Genomic DNA, 17128 nt, shown 5'->3' on the forward strand with positions numbered 1-17128 from the left:
CTGCCCTCGGCAGCGATCCCGATTGTCAGGAATGATGCACATAGACCTGTGAATGATGGCTGAATGACCCGTTCAGCTCTTCAGAGTGCCCTCCACAGTCCGGCTGCGCAGCTGCCGCACCGGCCGCTCGTCCTCCTCCACGGGCTTCTCCTTCGCGTTTTCCTGGCTGGGCGCCTTGTCCCGGCCCGCATCGGCAAGCACGGGCGGAGCCTCGCGATGGATGGTGAGGTCGCTCTGCGGCAGCGGGATCTCGATGCCCTCGGCCTTGAAGCGCCGGAGGATCTCGATCCTCAGATTGTTGCGCACCGTCATACCGTCGCCCATGTCGGCAAGGAAGAAGCGCAGCTCGAAATCCAGCGAATAGGGGCCGAAGCGCAGGAATTCCACATGCGGCTCGGGATTGCGCATGACGAGCGGAATCTTGGCGGTCAGCTCGAGCAGGATATCCATCACCTTCTGCGGATCGGCGTCATAGCTGACGGAAACCGGGATTTCCGAGCGGCCGATCCTGTTGCGGTGCGTCCAGTTGCCGACGAGGCCGTTGATCAGCTCCGAATTCGGCACGATGATCGACTGTTTGCGGAAAGTCTCGATCTCGGTAGCGCGCACCGAGATGCGCTTGACGATGCCTTCGGCCGTGCCGGAGACGACATGATCGCCAACCTTGAACGGCCGCTCGACGAGCAGGATCAGGCCGGAGACGAAATTGGAGACGATGTTCTGCAGGCCGAAACCGATGCCGACAGAAAGCGCGGAAGCGACGAGCGCCAGGCTGGACAGATCGATGCCGGCCGACGAAACGCCGATGATCGCCGCGATGCCGACGCCGAGATAGCCGATGCCCGTCTTGACCGAATTGCGCACGCCGAGATCGACATGGCTGCGCGCCATCACATTGCTGTCGAGCCAGCGCTGGAGCCAGCGCGTCAGCAGGTAGACGCCGGCAAACAGCAGGATGCCGGTGCAGATGCCAAGCAGCGAGATGCTGATGCCGCCGAGCTTGACCTCGGTGAACAGCCGGTAGGCAATGAGCTGCAGGTCCTGCACATGGAAGCCCCAGAGCAGCAGGATCAGGGGCACGCCGACGACGAGCGCCACCGCATAGATGGCGAGGCCGACGAGCAGGCCGGCCTGGTCGATCGCCACCGGCCCGAGATTGAAGCGGCGCGTCAGGAAGCGCGCGAAGAAGGTATCGCCGAAGCTTTCCTGCCGCGAGATCGCCTTGCCGGAAAGCAGGCCGACATACATCGTGGCGACGACGGCGCCGGTGATGATGAGCTGCGTGGCGACGAAGCGCGCCAGCCCGACGTAACCCGCGAGCGCCGTGACGATCAGGCCGGCGCCGACGACGCGCAGGATGATCGCCATGCCGCGTGGCCAATGCCGGCCCGGAGCATCGGGATCGCCGTTCTTAGCCAGCATCGGCTTGCCGAAGGAGGCCACGATCAGGATCATGCCGATGATCAGCGCGGCGATCAGGCTTCTGACCACCGTCAGCACCAGCGGCGAGCCCATCGCTTCACCGATGGAGCCGAAGAAATAGTCGAGCCCGTTGATGATAGCCATCGCCAGCAGGCAATAGCCGATCGAGAGTGCGCCGAGATTGGAAAGCCGCACCAGCCGCCAGTGCGGTTCGTGCGGCGCGAAGATGGCGTTGACGAAGCGGCCGACGAAATAGACAAGCCCGATCGTCCCGAACAGCGCACCGATGACGGGCGCAATATCAGGCCTCAGCACATTAAAACTGTTGAGGAAGAAGAACGACGTGACGAGCAGGACGGCAAGCGCCAGCGTGCGGATCAGCGTCGACCAGAAGGCGATCGACAGCCTGCCGATATAGGACGGGTTCTCGATCGCCTCGTCCCGGCGCAGATAGGAGCCGAACAGCCGGTAGCTGCCGGAGAGCAAAATGAGTGCCGAGGCGAGCGACAGGAAGATCGCGGCAAACAGTGGGAACCGCTTGAACTTCCAGACGAAAGAGGCCCAGCCCGACAGAGCCTGCGAGAATTCGCCGGCCTCGTGCACGAAGGCGCTCGCGGCATCGTCGAGCACCGAGACGGAGATTTCGGTGCGCTTGAAAAGCGTGTCGGCGAAAAGCTGCCGCCGCATCTCGATGATCTCGTTGAGGAGCTTCGTCACCGCGATCGACAGGTTTTCGGCATCGCCCGTCACCGCGTTGATCTGCGCGCGCTCGGCGGCGAGTGCATTGCGCTCGTCCGTGACGATCTGTGCCTCGGGCGGCTGCCCTTCCTTCGGCGGCTCGCCGATCTCGGTCAACCGGTTCTTGATCTGGTCGAAACGCGGCCGCAGATTGACCGATATGGTGATGACGGCACGGCTGAGTTCGTCGGCCTTGGCCGCAAGTCCGACCAGCGCATCGTCATTATCTGCATTCCCCCTGACGCTGTCCTGGAGCGAAGCGAGCTGGGTCTTCGCCTTCTCGATCTCTTTCGCCGCCTGATCGGAAGGCGTTTCGGCGAGCGGCGCCGGCGCTGTCGCCTGCGTCTGCTGCTCCTGCGCGAAGGCACTCTCGAAATGCGCGGCGCCAAGCGCCAGCGTCACGAGAAGAATGGTGCGAAGCAGGGTAGACCTCAGCCGCAAAAGCGCCTCCGGAAAGGTTGTCGTCGGGTTAGAATGCCAGCTTTTCTTAGCAAAGAAAGGCGACACAAAGGCGGAAAGTCCCGAAAGCGCGTCGCATCGCACTTGTTCCACGTCTCCCAAAACCACGGCACTCTCTCGGTCGACATCCATGGGAAGCACTCAGAAACCGGCACCAGGCCTGGAGAGATAGTCGCGCTCCGCCGCCGTCGACTCCCGTCCGAGCATGGCATTGCGGTGTGGAAAGCGGCCGTAGGCGGCAATCACGTCACGGTGACGGACCGCATAATCGAGATATTCCTCGTCGCCGAGCGCCGCGAACAATGCCACCGAACGGTCCTGCTCGCCGAGGTTCTCGGCATGTTCGAACGGCAGGTAGAAGAAGGTCCGGCATGCGTGTTCGACCGCTTGATCGGCGCCCGCCGCAAGCGCCAGCTTGGCTTCCCGAAGCGCGAGCCCATCGGTCGCAACGGCAAGCGCCGTGCCGCGATAGATATTGCGGGCAAACTGGTCGAGCACGATGACCGCTGCCAGCCGGCACACGGGATCGGCCCGCCACTCATCGCCAACGCCTGCGGCAAGCGCCAGATGCGTATCGCGAAAGCCCTCGCGAATCTCGACGTCGAGTTCCGGCGGCGGTTGAAACCACAGCTCCGGCCCGCATCGGACGAACCAGAAATCATAGATTTCACGAGGCGTACGGATCGTCGTCATGTTTCCATTCCCTAGCGTCATGTTTGATGATGTTATGCCGTTAAAATATTGTAAAAATAGGACAATGTGTACCGTGTGGCCCCCTCATCCGCCCTACGGGCACCTTCTCCCCGCTGGGGAGAAGAGGGAGTCGAGACGTTGCCGCGAATCTCTTCTCCCCTCGGGGGTCCGAAGGACGGGTCGAGACCCGTGGCTCGACCCCGGTCGGTGCCGGCAGGCGGATGAGGGGGCCGCAAGCACACCCTTCATCGTGACCTTCCACCTCTACCTACTTCCCTTCCTGCAACGAAAACACCAGCGTCGCCCTCGTCCCGTCATGCCCGGGATCGTAAGAGAAATCCGATTTCAGGCTCGCGGCCATCGCCGTCAGGATACGTGTGCCGAGGCCCGTCCCTCTGACAGGGCTCGATGCGTCAAAACCGGCGCCGTCATCCTCGACGATGACGCGCAGGGCCTCGTCGGTCTGGTCGACAAAGACGCGGATCTCGCCCGGCACCGCTTCGGGATAGGCATATTTGAAGGCGTTGGTAACGAGTTCGCTGACGATCAGGCCGAGCGTGATCACCTTGTCGGTCGCCAAATTGACTGGCTCTGCGGTGAGCACGATGCGGTGCGGCCGCTTGTCGTCGCGCATCGAGGCTTCAAGTTCGGTCAGCAGGCTGTCCAGATATTCGTCGACCTGCACCGAGCCAACCTGCCGGTTGGTGTAGAGGCGGCGGTGCACGCTGGCGATGGCGTTGATGCGCATCTGCGTTTCGTGCAGCGCGTCGATCGCCACCTGGTCCTTTGTCATCGAGGACTGCATGCGGATCAGCGCGCCGACGAGGCCGAGGCTGTTGGCGATGCGGTGGTTGACTTCGGCAAGCAGCATTTCGGCGAGATCGCGCTGCTGGCGGATCACCTCCTGCGCCTGGGCCGTCTCACGCCGGAACCGCGCCCGCTCCAGCGCCTGTTCGAGGGCGGCGGCGAGCAGGTCGAAATAATCGGCCGAGATCCCCTTCAGCATATAGTCGTCGGCGCCGGCCTTGAGCGCCGCGACCGCGATGCCGGTATCGTCCGAACCGGTGGCGTAGATAACAGGCGGATGGTCCGGCGTCGCCGTGATGCAGGGCAGGATGTCGAGGCCGGTCTCACCGGTTAGGAGATGATCGAGCACGACGGCGTCGATGCCGCCCTCGCCGAGCCGTGCAAGGCCGGCAGCACCGCTCCGCGCCCACTCGACCGAAAAGCCGCGCCGGCCGAGGTTCTTCTGCATCAGCAGGGCCAGCCCTTCGTCGTCGTCGATATAGAGGATGTGGATCAGACCGTCCGCATCGACGTTAGAATTGCTCATTCCGTCTCCCGGCATTCTCTCTGAGCGACGACCGCCGGCAAGCGTCCGAGTCGTCCGCACGGCAATGTGGTATTGCATTGGCCGCCTGAGGTAAACAGCGCTTCCCGCACTCTCATCGCGGCCTTCGACCGATCCAGACGGTGACGCTAATTCCGGCGGACCGTCCCATGGCCGGAGACTTCGGCGCCCGCCTCCTTCGGCAATTGCAGGAAGCGCAGCGACGAGACAATGCCGATTGCGCCGACCACGACGAAGGCCCAGCGGAAATCGGCGAGAACGGGATTGTCGGCCCCCCGGAGTGCGGCTGATAGATTCAGCACCGCCGCCGCCACCGCGACGCCGAGCAGCATCGACACCTGCTGCAGCATGCTCGACAGCGTCGAGGCCGAGCTTCGTTGCGCCGGGCCGATATCGGCGAAGGCGAGCGTGTTCAGCGCCGTGAACTCCATCGACCGTGACAGGCCGGCGAGAAAAAGCAGCGCATGGATGAAAAGCTGCGGCGTGTCAGGCGCAAGGAAACCGCAGGCGACGATCGAAAACGCTGCGATCAGCCCGTTGAGCACCAGCACCGTGCGAAAGCCGAAAAAGCGCAACAGCGGCGTCGTCACCGTCTTCATGCCGAGATTGCCGAGGAAATAGACGAGCAGATAGCTGCCGGCGGCAATCGAGCTCAGCCCGAAGCCGAGCTGGAACAGCAGCGGCAGCAGGAACGGCGTCGCATTGATCGCCGTCCGGCAGGCCGTGCCCGCCGAGAGTGTCGACATCGAGAAGGTCTGGACGCGGAAGGCGGAGAGATCGAGCAGCGGATTGTCGACGGCGAGGAAATGCCGCGTTGCCAGGAAGGAGAGCACGACGCCCGCCGCCAGCATCGCCATGACAGGCAGAAGCCCGCCGTCCCATTTGACCGAGAATTCCAGGGCGGCAAGCAGGAAGGTCAGCCCAGCCGCACTCAGGATGAAGCCTGGGATATCCAGCCGGCCGGGATCGGACTCGCGCTGCTCCGGCACGAAACGCAGCACCAGCCCCATGCCGATGACGCCGATCGGGATGTTGATCAGGAAGTTCCAATGCCAGCTGGCATAGGTGGTGATGAAGCTGCCGAGCACCGGGCCGATGACCGGCGCCGTCAGCGCCGGCCACGTGATCAGCGCGATCGCCTGGACGAGTTCGGACTTGCGGGCGTTCTTCAGCACGATGATGCGCCCGACGGGCGTCATCAGCGCGCCGCCCGCCCCCTGCAGCGCACGCCACAGCACGAATTCCGTGAGGCTGCCTGACAGACCGCAGAACAGCGAGGCGCCGGTGAAGACGGCGATCGACATCAGAAAGACGCGGCGCGCGCCAAAACGGTCGCCGAGCCAGCCCGATAGCGGAATGAAGGCCGCCATGGTCAGCATGTAGACTGTGATGCCGATGCTCATCGACACCGGCTGCACGCCGAAGGTTGCCGCCATCTGCGGCAGCGAGGTGGCGACAATCGTGCCGTCGAGGATCTGCATGAAGAAGGAAACGGCGACGACCAACGCCACGATCTTCGCCTGGCGGCCGCTTGCCGCCTCCTGCCCTTGCTCGCTCGTCTCTGCCGTGGTCATCGATCCGCCAATGGGAATTCAGTGTGTCGCGGCGGGGATACGGAAGGAAGCCGATCGGAGATCCGCCGCGGGAGGCGCGCGGAAGAAACCGCGCACAGGCTGCATACGCCCGTTGCATCAGGCCGGAAAGGCTAAATCTTGCACTATGCGGGAATATTCCGATGCGCCCGACGGCGGCAAGCGCAAAGAAAAAGGCCCCGCCGGAGCGAGGCCGAGTTTGTACCGCTCCGGGGAAAATACGGGAGCGGCGAACGGTCCATATCGCGCCATCCACATCGCAGCGAGGGCCGATATCGCCGCATCGGTACGCTCAGGAAAAAAATTTTCCTGAGCGTACGGAAGATCGCCCAACCAATCGGCCTTCTCCCCGTTCCGATGCCAGCGCGGCGCCTGTGCAGTGCAGCAACGATTGCCGCTTGCAATGTTTATAAAATGGTCTATCACTAAACATATTGCTAAACATGATGATTGAGGAGTTCATGTGAGCATTCTCTGAAACGGGTGAACATGCGACGCCGGTGGGGAGCCGGCCTGGTTCTGGGAGGAACTTATGCAGAAAACATCGAAAGCCCTTTTGGGGCTGGCCGCGGCATTCGTCATGTCGTCGGCATTGCCCAATCTCGCCAAAGCCGATGAACTGACGCTGTGCTGGGCCGCCTGGGATCCCGCCAATGCGCTGGTTGAGCTGTCGAAGGACTTCACCGCCAAGACTGGCACGCAGATGAAGTTCGAATTCGTTCCCTGGACGAGTTATGCCGACCGCTTCCTCAACGAACTGAATTCCCACGGCAAGCTCTGCGATCTCATCATCGGCGACAGCCAGTGGATCGGCGGCTCGGCCGAGAACGGCCACTACGTCAAGCTGAACGACTTCTTCGACAAGGAAGGCATCAAGATGGATGACTTCGTGCCGGCGACTGTTGTCGGCTACTCGGAATGGCCGAAGAACACGCCGAACTATTGGGCGCTGCCCGCCATGGGCGACGTCGTCGGCTGGACTTACCGCAAGGACTGGTTCGAGAAGCCGGAACTCCAGAAGGAATTCAAGGCGAAATACGGCCACGATCTCGCAGCTCCGAAGACCTATGACGAACTGAAGCAGATCGCCGAGTTCTTCCAGAAGCGTGAGATCGACGGCAAGACCGTCTATGGCGCCTCGATCTATACCGAGCGCGGCTCCGAAGGCATCACCATGGGCGTCACCAACGTTCTCTACGACTGGGGCTTCCAGTACGACAATCCCAAGAAGCCCTACGAAATGGAAGGCTTCGTCAACTCCGCAGATGCGGTCAAGGGCCTCGAATTCTACAAGTCGCTCTATGACTGCTGCACGCCGCCCGGCAGCTCTAACGTCTACATGGTCGAATCTGCCGACGCCTTCAAATCCGGCCAGGTCGCCATGCAGATGAACTTCGCCTTCACCTGGCCCGGCCTCTACAAGGACGAGAAGGTCGGCGGCGACAAGATCGGCTTCTTCCCCAATCCGGCGGAGAAGGCGCATTTCGCCCAGCTCGGCGGTCAGGGCATCTCGGTAGTCTCCTATTCCGACAAGCGCGACGCCGCCCTGCAATACATCAAGTGGTTCGCACAGCCTGAGGTGCAGGCCAAGTGGTGGGAACTCGGCGGTTTCTCCTGCCTGAATTCGGTCGTCAACGCGCCTGATTTCACCAAGAGCCAGCCCTATGCCCAGGCCTTCCTGGACTCGATGGCGATCGTCAAGGACTTCTGGGCCGAGCCAAGCTACGCCTCGCTGCTGCAAGCCATGCAGAAGCGCGTCCACAACTACGTCGTCGCCGGCAACGGCACCGCCAAGGAAGCGCTCGACGGTCTGGTAAAGGACTGGAGCGACGTCTTCAAGGACGACGGCAAAATCTAGTGCCTAAGGGGATTGGCGGCATCCCTCTGCGCGCCATCCTTACCAGGATGGCGGCCCGGATCGGCAGACGAGCCGGGCCGCCGGATCTTTCATATCCTAAAAGACCGGGTGAAAACTTGACCATTTCCCATTCCTCCATCGTCGAGAAAGCGGCCGACGCGACAGCAAGGGCAACGCCCGCCTCGCTCGCCCGGCACGTCCGCGGCCTCTCCGACAGGGCGATCGCCTGGCTGTTCATCGCGCCTGCCATCACTCTGCTCCTGGCGATCAACATCTTCCCGCTCATCTGGGCGGTCTATCTCTCCTTCACCAATTACCGTGCCAACCGGCCGAATGCGCCGGTCCAGGGCGTCGGGTTTGGAAATTACGAGCGTGTTCTCAACGATCCTGACATATGGCAGGCGATGCAGACCACCGCGCATTTCGTCTTCTGGACGATCCTGCTGCAGACGGTGATCGGTTTTGCGCTCGCCTACCTGATCGACCGCAAGTTTCGCGGCCATGCCTTCTGGACGACGATCATCCTGATCCCGATGATGCTGTCGCCCGCCGTGGTCGGCAACTTCTGGCGCTTTCTCTACGAGCCGCAGATCGGCCTCTTCGCCTATGCCGTCTCGCTGGTATCGGGCATTCCGACATCCGATGTCCAGATGCTCGGCAATGTCTCGCTGGCGCCCTGGGCGATCATCATCGTCGATACCTGGATGTGGACGCCCTATGTGATGCTGATCTGCCTCGCCGGCCTGCGCTCGATCCCCGACTATATCTACGAGGCGGCCGAGGTCGACCGCGCTTCGCCCTGGCGCCAGTTCTGGTCGATCACCGTGCCGATGGCCCTGCCCTTTATCATGCTTGCGGTGCTTTTCCGCGGCATCGAGAATTTCAAGATGTTCGACATGGTGACGCTGCTGACCGGCGGCGGACCGGGCTCGGTCACCGAGGTCGCCTCGATTACGCTGAAGCGCGCCGCCTTCGAAAGCTGGGCGACCGGCCGAGCCTCGGCCTTCGCCATCGTCCTCTTCGTCGCGGTGTTCGGCCTCGCCAACATCTACGTCAAGGCATTGAACAAGGTGAAGCAAAGATGAGCGCCGCCAACTCTGCCCATTCGGTCGTCGAGCCGAGCCTCAACAGCAAGCGCATCGCCGGCACGATCGTCGTCCTCTATGCGCTGATCACCCTCATCCCGCTCGTCTGGATCTTCCTGACCAGCATCAAATCGCCGCCGGATTCGATCAGCTATCCCCCGAAGATCGTCTTCACGCCGTCGCTCGAGGGCTATTGCAATCTCTTCACCACGCGCACCCGGCAGACGCCCGATTATATCGCCTCGCTGCCAGCGCCGGTCGGCACCTGTGATGAGGTGACCCGCAAGCGCAACATGGTGATCGCGGGCCCGTCCAACTTCCTGCCGCGCTTCGTCAACTCGCTTGTCATCGCCTTCGGCTCCACTTTCCTCGCGGTCTTCCTCGGCACGCTCGCCGCCTACGGCTTTTCCCGCTTCCGGGTGCCGCTCGCCGACGATTTGCTGTTCTTCATCCTGTCGACGCGCATGATGCCGCCGATCGCCGTCGCCATCCCGATCTACCTGATGTATCGCGAGCTCGGCCTGTCGGACACCGCACTCGGCATGATCCTGCTCTATACCGCCGTCAACGTCTCGCTTGCCGTCTGGCTGCTCAAGGGCTTCATCGACGAGATCCCGCGCGAATACGAGGAAGCGGCGATGATCGACGGCTATACGAGGCTCCAGGCCTTCCGCAAGGTCGTGCTGCCGCAGGCGACCACCGGCATCGCCGCCACCGCGATCTTCTGCCTGATCTTCGCCTGGAACGAATATGCCTTCGCCGCCCTTCTGACATCGGGCGAGGCCCAGACCGCGCCGCCCTTCATCCCGACGATCATCGGCGAAGGCGGACAGGACTGGCCGGCTGTTGCCGCCGGCACGACGATCTTCCTGATCCCGATCCTCGTCTTCACCATTTTATTGCGCAAGCAGCTGCTGCGCGGCATCACCTTCGGAGCCGTCCGCAAATGAGCCACCTGATCGAAACACGCACCCGCACCCCTGCCCGCCCGAAACGGCCATTCTTCCTGCGCCGCGGCCCGATGGAGAATATCGCCACCCTGCTGATCGGGCTCGGCTTCCTGATGCTGTTCCAGCCCTTCCTGCTGGTGCTCTACACCTATTCGCTGGTGACCCTGCTCTTGGGCACCGTCATGTTCATCATCGTCTCGAAGTTCCCGGAGTGAACCATGGCGGACATCCGGATCGAAAATCTCCGCAAGGAATTCGGCAACTTCGTCGCCGTTCAGGATTCGAGCTTCACCGTCCATGACGGCGAGTTCCTGGCGCTGCTCGGACCTTCCGGCTGCGGCAAGACCACCACGCTTCGCATGATCGCCGGCCTCGAGCTGCCCAGCAGCGGCAAGATCCATCTCGATGGCGAGGACGTCACCTTCAACCGCGCCAGCGCCCGCGACATCGCCTTCGTCTTCCAGCTCTTTGCGCTCTACCCGCATATGAATGTGCGCAAGAACATCGGCTTCCCGCTGCTGTCGCAGGGCATGCCGAAGGCCGAGATCCGTCAGCGCGTCGAAGAGACCGCCCGCCTGCTGCAGATCCATCATATTCTCAACCGCTCGGTCTCGGGCCTTGCCGGCGGCGACCGGCAGCGCGTGGCGCTCGGCCGCGCCATCGTCCGCCGCCCGAAATGCTTCCTGATGGACGAGCCGCTCGGCACGCTCGACGCCGAATTCCGCGAGATCATGGTCCATGAGCTGCGCGAACTGCACAATCGCATCCATGCCACCACCGTCTACGTGACCCACGACCAGCACGAGGCGATGGCGATGGCCGATAAGATCGCCGTCATGAACCACGGCGTCATCGAGCAGTTCGGCACGCCACAGGAGATCTATGCCAAGCCGGCCACCATGTATGTCGCCGACTTCATCGGCTCGCCGCCGATGAACTTCATGCGCTTCACCGCCGGCCTGAAGAGCGGCGACAGATCCATCCTGCTCGACGGTGTCAATGTTGCCGTTCCCGAGATCCATCAGGACATGGCCGAAAGTGAACTGGCGCTTGGCGTCAGACCGGAGCATATCCGCTTCAGCGACGCCTCGCCCCTTCGCGGCGCCGTCTACGGCAGCGAATATCTCGGCACCAACCAGGTTGTAGCCGTGGAAACCCCTGGCGGCCTGATCAAGGCCCGCGTTCCCGCCAACCGCAGCTTCCGGATCGGTGAGACCGTCGGTCTCGAATTCAACCCGGCAAAGCTCGCGCTCTTCGACTGCGTCTCGGGCCGCGCGGTGCCATCCCAGCTCTATCAGGAGATCCGGCATGGCTGATGTCGTCCTCAGAAATCTCAGCAAGCGCTTCGGCGACACCCAGGCTCTTGATGAGCTCGATCTTTTTATCCGAGACGGCGAATTCGTCGTGCTGCTCGGTCCGACAGGCGCCGGCAAGACCACGACGCTCAGGCTGATCGCCGGGCTCGAAAGACCTGATAGCGGCCGCATCGAGATCGGCGGCCGCAATGTCGCCGCCGAAGCGCCGGCCGGGCGCGACGTCACCTTCGTCTTCCAGCAATATTCGCTCTATCCCCACATGACGGTTTACGAGAACCTCGCCTTTCCGCTGAAGGCGCCGGTGCGCAAGCTGGGCGCAGACGAGATCGACCGGCGCGTGCGCGAGGTCGCGCGCATGGTCCGCATCGACCACAAGCTGGAAAACCGCTCGACCAGGCTCTCCGGCGGCGAGATGCAGCGCGTCGCCATCGGCCGGGCGCTGGTGCGCCGTCCGGCGATCTATCTGATGGACGAACCGCTGTCCTCGCTCGACGCCAAGCTGCGCGCCGAACTGCGCCTGGAGCTGAAGCGCATCCAGAAGGAGCTCGGCTCAACGCTGCTCTACGTCACCCACGACCAGGTGGAAGCCATGACCATGGCCGATCGTATCGGCATCGTCGCCGAGGGCCGGCTGATGCAGGTGGGAACGCCGCGCGAGATCTACGGCAATCCGGCCAACCTGCATGTCGCCGCCCGTCTCGGGCAGCCGCATATCAACCTTCTTCCGGCGGACCTGCTGCCGGGCGGCCGTCCGCCCTCCGGCACCAAAACAGTCGGCGCGCGCACCGAACATCTCGATATCGTCGTCGGCAAGGATGCCAATGCCGAGGTCGACTGGATCGAACATCTCGGCGACCAGAACCATCTGCATATCAGGGCGGGCAATCACAAACTCGTCACACTCGCGGATCCATATCTGGCGATCGCGCCGGGCGACCGGATCAGCCTGACGCTGCGCGATCCGCTCTATTTCGATGCGGCTGGACAGCGCCTGTCGTGACCGGCAAACAAAATGATGATGGCATGAAAAACAAACGGACGGGTCTCAATCGATGAAACACTTCTTCAACCGCAGGGAAACCATCGTCACCGAAGCTCTGGACGGCCTGCTTCTGACGACGAGCAGCGGCCGTCTCGCCCGTCTCGACAGTTTTCCCGACATCAAGGTGATCCTGCGCGCGGACTGGGACAAGTCTGGAGTGGCGATCATCTCGGGCGGCGGCGCCGGCCATGAACCCTCCCATGCCGGCTTCGTCGGTAAGGGAATGCTGACGGCCGCCGTCTCCGGCGAAATCTTCGCCTCGCCGAGCGTCGATGCGGTGCTGACGGCGATCCGCGCCGTGACCGGCCTGAAGGGCGCCCTGCTGATCGTCAAGAACTATACCGGCGACCGCCTGAATTTCGGCCTCGCCGCCGAAAAGGCGCGCGCCGAGGGCTTCGACGTCGAAATGGTCATCGTCGCCGACGACATCGCCATCCCCGGCATCAACCAGCCGCGCGGCGTCGCCGGCACGCTGTTCGTCCACAAGATCGCGGGCTATCACGCCGAAAAGGGCGAAGACCTGAAAACGGTCGCGGCCCATGCCGCGGCTGCTGCCGGCGATATCGTCTCGCTCGGCATGTCGCTCTCCACCTGCAGCGTGCCCGGACAGGCGCATGAGGATCGACTCGGCGCCGATGAAGGCGAACTCGGCCTCGGCATCCATGGCGAACCCGGCGCCGAGCGTATCGCGCTGCAGCCGGTCGCCGATATCGTCGCCACCATGGCGACGCGCCTGACCCCGGCCTTGCGCGACGGAGCAGAGCACGCCCTCCTCATCAACAATCTCGGCGCCGTGCCGCCGCTCGAAATGACCGTCATCGCCAAGACAGTGCTGTCCTCGCCGCTTGGCCGCCACATCAGGCTGATCGTCGGCCCGGCGCCGATGATGACCGCGCTCAACATGAACGGCTTCTCGCTGTCGCTGATCCGGCTGGATGGCGCGCGCGAAGCGGCGCTGACGGCAGCGGTCGAGCCGCACGCGTGGATGCCGGCCGTCGAACGCCACGAGATCAGGGTCATCCCTGCGCCGAGGACGGCGGCCAGCCTGAACGGCGCGGCCACACCAGGCGAGAACAGCCGCAACCGACGCCTGATCACTTCGCTCTGCGAGCACTTGATTGCGCAGGAAAGCGAACTCAACCGGCTGGACGGCCGCGTCGGAGATGGCGATACCGGCTCGACGGTGGCCGCAGGCGCCCGCAGCGTGCTTGCCCGCCTCGACACGCTGCCGCTCGACAGGCCGGCGGCAACGCTTGCCTCGCTCGGCGATATCCTCGGCACCAGCATGGGCGGATCGAGCGGCGTGCTGCTGTCGATCTTCTTCACCGCTGCGGCAAAGGCGATGGCCGATAAAGCCGATATATCAGCAGCTCTTCTTGCCGGGCTCGACAGGATGACGTTCTATGGAGGAGCAGGAGTCGGCGACCGGACGATGGTCGATGCGCTGTCGCCTGCCCTGCAGGCGCTCGCGTCGGGCGATATCGCTGCCGCGGCAAGAGCAGCGGCATCAGGTGCGGAGTCGACGAAGACGATGACGAAGGCGCGAGCCGGACGCGCCTCCTATGTCGGCGAAAGGGATCTGGCGGGTGTCGCCGATCCCGGCGCGGTTGCGGTTGCCGGCGCGTTCGGCGTGGCGGCGAGCCTCGCCTGACCGAGTAAAGTTCGAAAGCCCGCGGGAGACGGGCGACAGGGAGGAAGGCAGTGCAGGCGGAACCGGTGCTTGTGGCGGGATTGATCGAGGTGTGCCGCGCGACGATCGCGGAAAACGCTGATCACCTCTGCGCACTCGATCGCGCCATCGGCGATGGCGATCACGGAACCAATATGCGGCGCGGCTGCGAGGCGGTGAGCGCCGAGGGCGAGAGCCTGTCCAGCCTGCCCTTCCCCGACGCCGTGGAAAAGATCGGCCTGACGCTGGTGATGAATGTCGGGGGCGCGGCCGGCCCGCTCTACGGCACGCTGCTGATCGAGATCGGCCGCGAGCTTCGCAAAAGCGAGGAGAAGGCCGATTTTTCCCTGGTGCTGAAACAGGCGATCGACGCCGTGGCAAGGCGCGGACGGTCGCACGCCGGCGACAAGACGCTGCTCGACGTTCTCTATCCCGTCCATGCGGCGCTGGCGAGGCGGTCACCGCTCGGTGATGTCGCCCGCAAGGCCGAACGTTCCGCCGACAGGACCGCCGCGATGAAGGCGATGCGCGGACGCGCCGCCTATCTCGGCGACCGCTCAATCGGCCATGTCGATCCCGGCGCGTCGAGTTGCGCGCTCTTGACCACGGCGATCTGCCGCTATCTCGGGGAGCGCCGCCCCCAATGAATGAAAGGACCGGCATGAATGGAAAGACCGCAAACGTGGGCATTGTAATCGTCTCCCACTCGCCACTGGTGGCAAGGGGCATCGCCGACATGGTGCGGCAGATGGTCGGCGACTGCGTGCCGCTCGCCTGGTCGGGCGGCAACGTCCATGGCGAGCTCGGCACCGATGCCGGCGGTATCCTGAAGGCGATCGAGGCCGCCTGGTCCGATGCCGGCGTCGCCGTCTTCGTCGATCTCGGCGGCGCCGAGACCAACAGCGAGATGGCGATCGAAATGCTGGGCCTTCCCCGGTCGGCCCTCGTGTCCATCTGCAACGCCCCGCTCGTCGAAGGCGCCGTCATCGCCGCCGCCGAAGCGTCGGGGGGCGCGTCACTCGCCAAGGTCGTCGCCACGGCAGAGGAACTGTCGCCCTGATGACGAACCGATTGCGTAGTGAAAAACAGGAGCCCGATCCATTGCACCTGAATTGCCAGACGGAGGTGGAAGTCAAGCACGGCGTCGGGCTGCATGCCCGCCCCTCCGTCACCTTCACGCGCCTTGCCAAGTCCTTCCCCTGCTCGATCGAGGTCGCCGTGAACGGCAGCGACGTCTGGCTGAACGGCAAGAGCATCATCAAGATCATGGGTGCGAGAATCCGCAAAGGTTCGATCCTCAAAATACGGGCGGACGGCATTCTCGCCGAAGAGGCGATCCGCGCGCTCAAGGAACTCATCGAGCGCAATTTCGATGAGGAAAAGAAACATGGCAGAACCGCTTAGGCTGAAAGCAAAGAGCGCATCCCCCGGCATCGCATCCGGCCCGGCCTTTCTCGCAGAGGAGCCGAAGGCTGCTTCCGCGCCCGGAACCGCCGGCGGCTACGGCGCGCTCGAGAAGGCGATAGATGTCTCCATCGGTGAACTCGAGCGCCTCGCCGACGGCGCCGATGCCGAAAGCCGCGATATCATCGATTTCCAGATCGAGGTGCTGCGCGATCCCAGCATCGCGGAAGCAACAGGCGCGCGCATGAAAGCCGACGAGAATGTCGTCTTCGCCTGGGTCGCCACACTCGACGCCTATATCGGCGAACTCGAAGCGGCCGACGAGGAACAGATGCGGGCGCGCGCCATCGACATTCTCGACATCAAGAACCGCGTGCTCGGCGCCCTCGCCGGCACCCCGGTCGCCGATTTCCCGCCCGGCTCGGTCTTCGTTGGCAAGGATATGGAGCCGAGCCGCTTCCTCGCCCATGACTGGTCGAAGGGCGGCGGTATCGCGTTGTTTGCAGGCAGCGCCGCCGGCCACGTCGCTTTGCTCGCCCGGGCGAAATCTGTGCCGATGGTGGTCGGCACAGGCCGTTTTTCGGCAGCGGACGGCGATCCCGTCGGCGTCGATGGCGACACCGGCGCCGTCATCCTCAAGGCGGGCGGCATGCTGATCCCACCGCTCGCGCCGGCCGGCGACATCAAGACTGAAAGCGGCGAACTGCTGACGGCGGACGGCGTACCGATCCTTCTCTCCATCAACATCAACGATCCCGCCGAGATCGATGCGCTCGATCCGGCAACGGCGGGCGTCGGGCTGATGCGCTCGGAATTTTCAGTCACCTCTGTCGCCGATGCCGCCAATGAGGAACGGCAGCTGGCGATCTATCGTCGCGTTCTGGAACAGGCCGGTGAAAGGCCGGTGATCATAAGAATGCTGGATATCGGCGGCGACAAGCCGCTTGCCGGCCTCGAAGACCTGCCGGCCGTCACCTCGGGTCTGCGCGGCATCCGGCTGCTGCTTGCCCGGCCAGAGATCGCCCGCGTCCAGGCCCGCGCCCTGCTGCGCGCCGCCGTCTTCGGCAAACTCTCGGTGATGCTGCCGATGGTGACCTTTCCCGACGAAGTCGACAGGATGCGCGAGTTGTTCCGCGAGGAAGCCGAAAAGCTCGGCCGCCGCGCCCTGCCCCACAGAATGCCGCCAATCGGCATGATGGTGGAGGTGCCGTCGGCCGCATTGATGCTCGACACCTTTGGGTCGTCGGCCTTCTTCTCCTTCGGAACCAACGACCTCTCGCAATATCTCGCCGCCTCCGCCCGTGACGGCAACGAGGCCGATGCCAGCAAGGCAGCGCCCGCCGTGCTGCGGCTGATCGAGCAGGCGGTGAAGCTTGTAGCCGGCAAGCCGGTCAGCATCTGCGGCGACATGGCCGGCGATCCCCGCTATCTCCCGGGGCTGCTTGCCGCCGGCCTCCGGCATTTTTCCGTGGCGCCGGCCCGGCGTCCCGCGATAAGATCGGCGATCGTCGGACTCAACGCCGATGGCACAAGGGCAGCCGGAGAGTAG

15 protein-coding genes are annotated in these 17128 nt (G+C 63.7%); 11 read left to right on the forward strand and 4 right to left on the reverse strand.

Annotated elements, in window-relative coordinates:
• Positions 1–72: 72 nt before the first annotated feature.
• From NE852_RS12440 to NE852_RS12455, 4 genes are all read right to left on the reverse strand, one after another.
• Complete coding sequence (locus NE852_RS12440) at positions 73–2601, reverse strand: mechanosensitive ion channel family protein (protein ID WP_258156571.1); 2529 nt, start codon at positions 2599–2601, stop codon at positions 73–75.
• A 159-nt stretch (positions 2602–2760) separates the two neighbouring features.
• Complete coding sequence (locus NE852_RS12445) at positions 2761–3312, reverse strand: DUF924 family protein (RefSeq protein ID WP_258156572.1); 552 nt, start codon at positions 3310–3312, stop codon at positions 2761–2763.
• 268 nt (positions 3313–3580) lie between these two features.
• Positions 3581–4645, reverse strand: a complete 1065-nt coding sequence (locus NE852_RS12450) for a histidine kinase dimerization/phosphoacceptor domain -containing protein (RefSeq protein ID WP_008535151.1) — start codon at positions 4643–4645, stop codon at positions 3581–3583.
• Between the two features lie 146 nt (positions 4646–4791).
• Entirely contained in the window at positions 4792–6237 is a 1446-nt protein-coding gene (locus tag NE852_RS12455) for an MFS transporter (protein WP_258156574.1), read from the reverse strand.
• 550 nt (positions 6238–6787) lie between these two features.
• Here NE852_RS12455 and NE852_RS12460 point away from each other — a divergent pair.
• The 11 genes from NE852_RS12460 to NE852_RS12510 all read left to right on the forward strand — a co-directional run bounded on the left by NE852_RS12460 (position 6788) and on the right by NE852_RS12510 (position 17128).
• A complete protein-coding gene (locus NE852_RS12460; protein ID WP_258156575.1) occupies positions 6788–8113 on the forward strand; it encodes an ABC transporter substrate-binding protein in 1326 nt (441 codons plus the stop codon).
• 116 nt (positions 8114–8229) lie between these two features.
• Positions 8230–9198 carry a carbohydrate ABC transporter permease gene (locus NE852_RS12465; RefSeq protein ID WP_258156576.1) on the forward strand — a complete coding sequence of 323 codons (969 nt, stop codon included), beginning with the start codon at positions 8230–8232 and terminating at the stop codon, positions 9196–9198.
• Positions 9195–10148 carry a carbohydrate ABC transporter permease gene (locus NE852_RS12470; protein WP_008535124.1) on the forward strand — a complete coding sequence of 318 codons (954 nt, stop codon included), beginning with the start codon at positions 9195–9197 and terminating at the stop codon, positions 10146–10148. The genes NE852_RS12465 and NE852_RS12470 overlap by 4 nt, the downstream gene beginning before the upstream one ends.
• Positions 10145–10363, forward strand: a complete 219-nt coding sequence (locus NE852_RS12475; protein ID WP_008535122.1) for a hypothetical protein — start codon at positions 10145–10147, stop codon at positions 10361–10363. The genes NE852_RS12470 and NE852_RS12475 overlap by 4 nt, the downstream gene beginning before the upstream one ends.
• A gap of 3 nt (positions 10364–10366) precedes the next feature.
• Positions 10367–11464, forward strand: a complete 1098-nt coding sequence (locus NE852_RS12480) for an ABC transporter ATP-binding protein (protein ID WP_008535121.1) — start codon at positions 10367–10369, stop codon at positions 11462–11464.
• A complete protein-coding gene (locus tag NE852_RS12485; RefSeq protein WP_008535119.1) occupies positions 11457–12464 on the forward strand; it encodes an ABC transporter ATP-binding protein in 1008 nt (335 codons plus the stop codon). The genes NE852_RS12480 and NE852_RS12485 overlap by 8 nt, the downstream gene beginning before the upstream one ends.
• A 52-nt stretch (positions 12465–12516) precedes the next feature.
• The gene (locus NE852_RS12490) at positions 12517–14157 is read left to right on the forward strand and encodes a dihydroxyacetone kinase subunit DhaK (RefSeq protein WP_008535117.1); all 1641 of its coding nucleotides are present in this window, start codon (positions 12517–12519) and stop codon (positions 14155–14157) included.
• A 50-nt stretch (positions 14158–14207) separates the two neighbouring features.
• Complete coding sequence (dhaL, locus tag NE852_RS12495; protein ID WP_258156577.1) at positions 14208–14822, forward strand: dihydroxyacetone kinase subunit DhaL; 615 nt, start codon at positions 14208–14210, stop codon at positions 14820–14822.
• 14 nt (positions 14823–14836) lie between these two features.
• Positions 14837–15235 (forward strand): dihydroxyacetone kinase phosphoryl donor subunit DhaM, encoded by a 399-nt coding sequence (gene dhaM, locus NE852_RS12500; RefSeq protein WP_037175071.1) that lies wholly within the window; start codon positions 14837–14839, stop codon positions 15233–15235.
• Entirely contained in the window at positions 15235–15579 is a 345-nt protein-coding gene (locus NE852_RS12505) for an HPr family phosphocarrier protein (protein ID WP_008535102.1), read from the forward strand. The genes dhaM and NE852_RS12505 overlap by 1 nt, the downstream gene beginning before the upstream one ends.
• Positions 15563–17128, forward strand: a complete 1566-nt coding sequence (locus NE852_RS12510) for a putative PEP-binding protein (RefSeq protein WP_258156578.1) — start codon at positions 15563–15565, stop codon at positions 17126–17128. Before NE852_RS12505 ends, NE852_RS12510 begins: the two co-directional genes overlap by 17 nt.

The organism is Rhizobium sp. Pop5 (genome assembly GCF_024721175.1).
Taxonomy (GTDB): Bacteria; Pseudomonadota; Alphaproteobacteria; order Rhizobiales; family Rhizobiaceae; genus Rhizobium.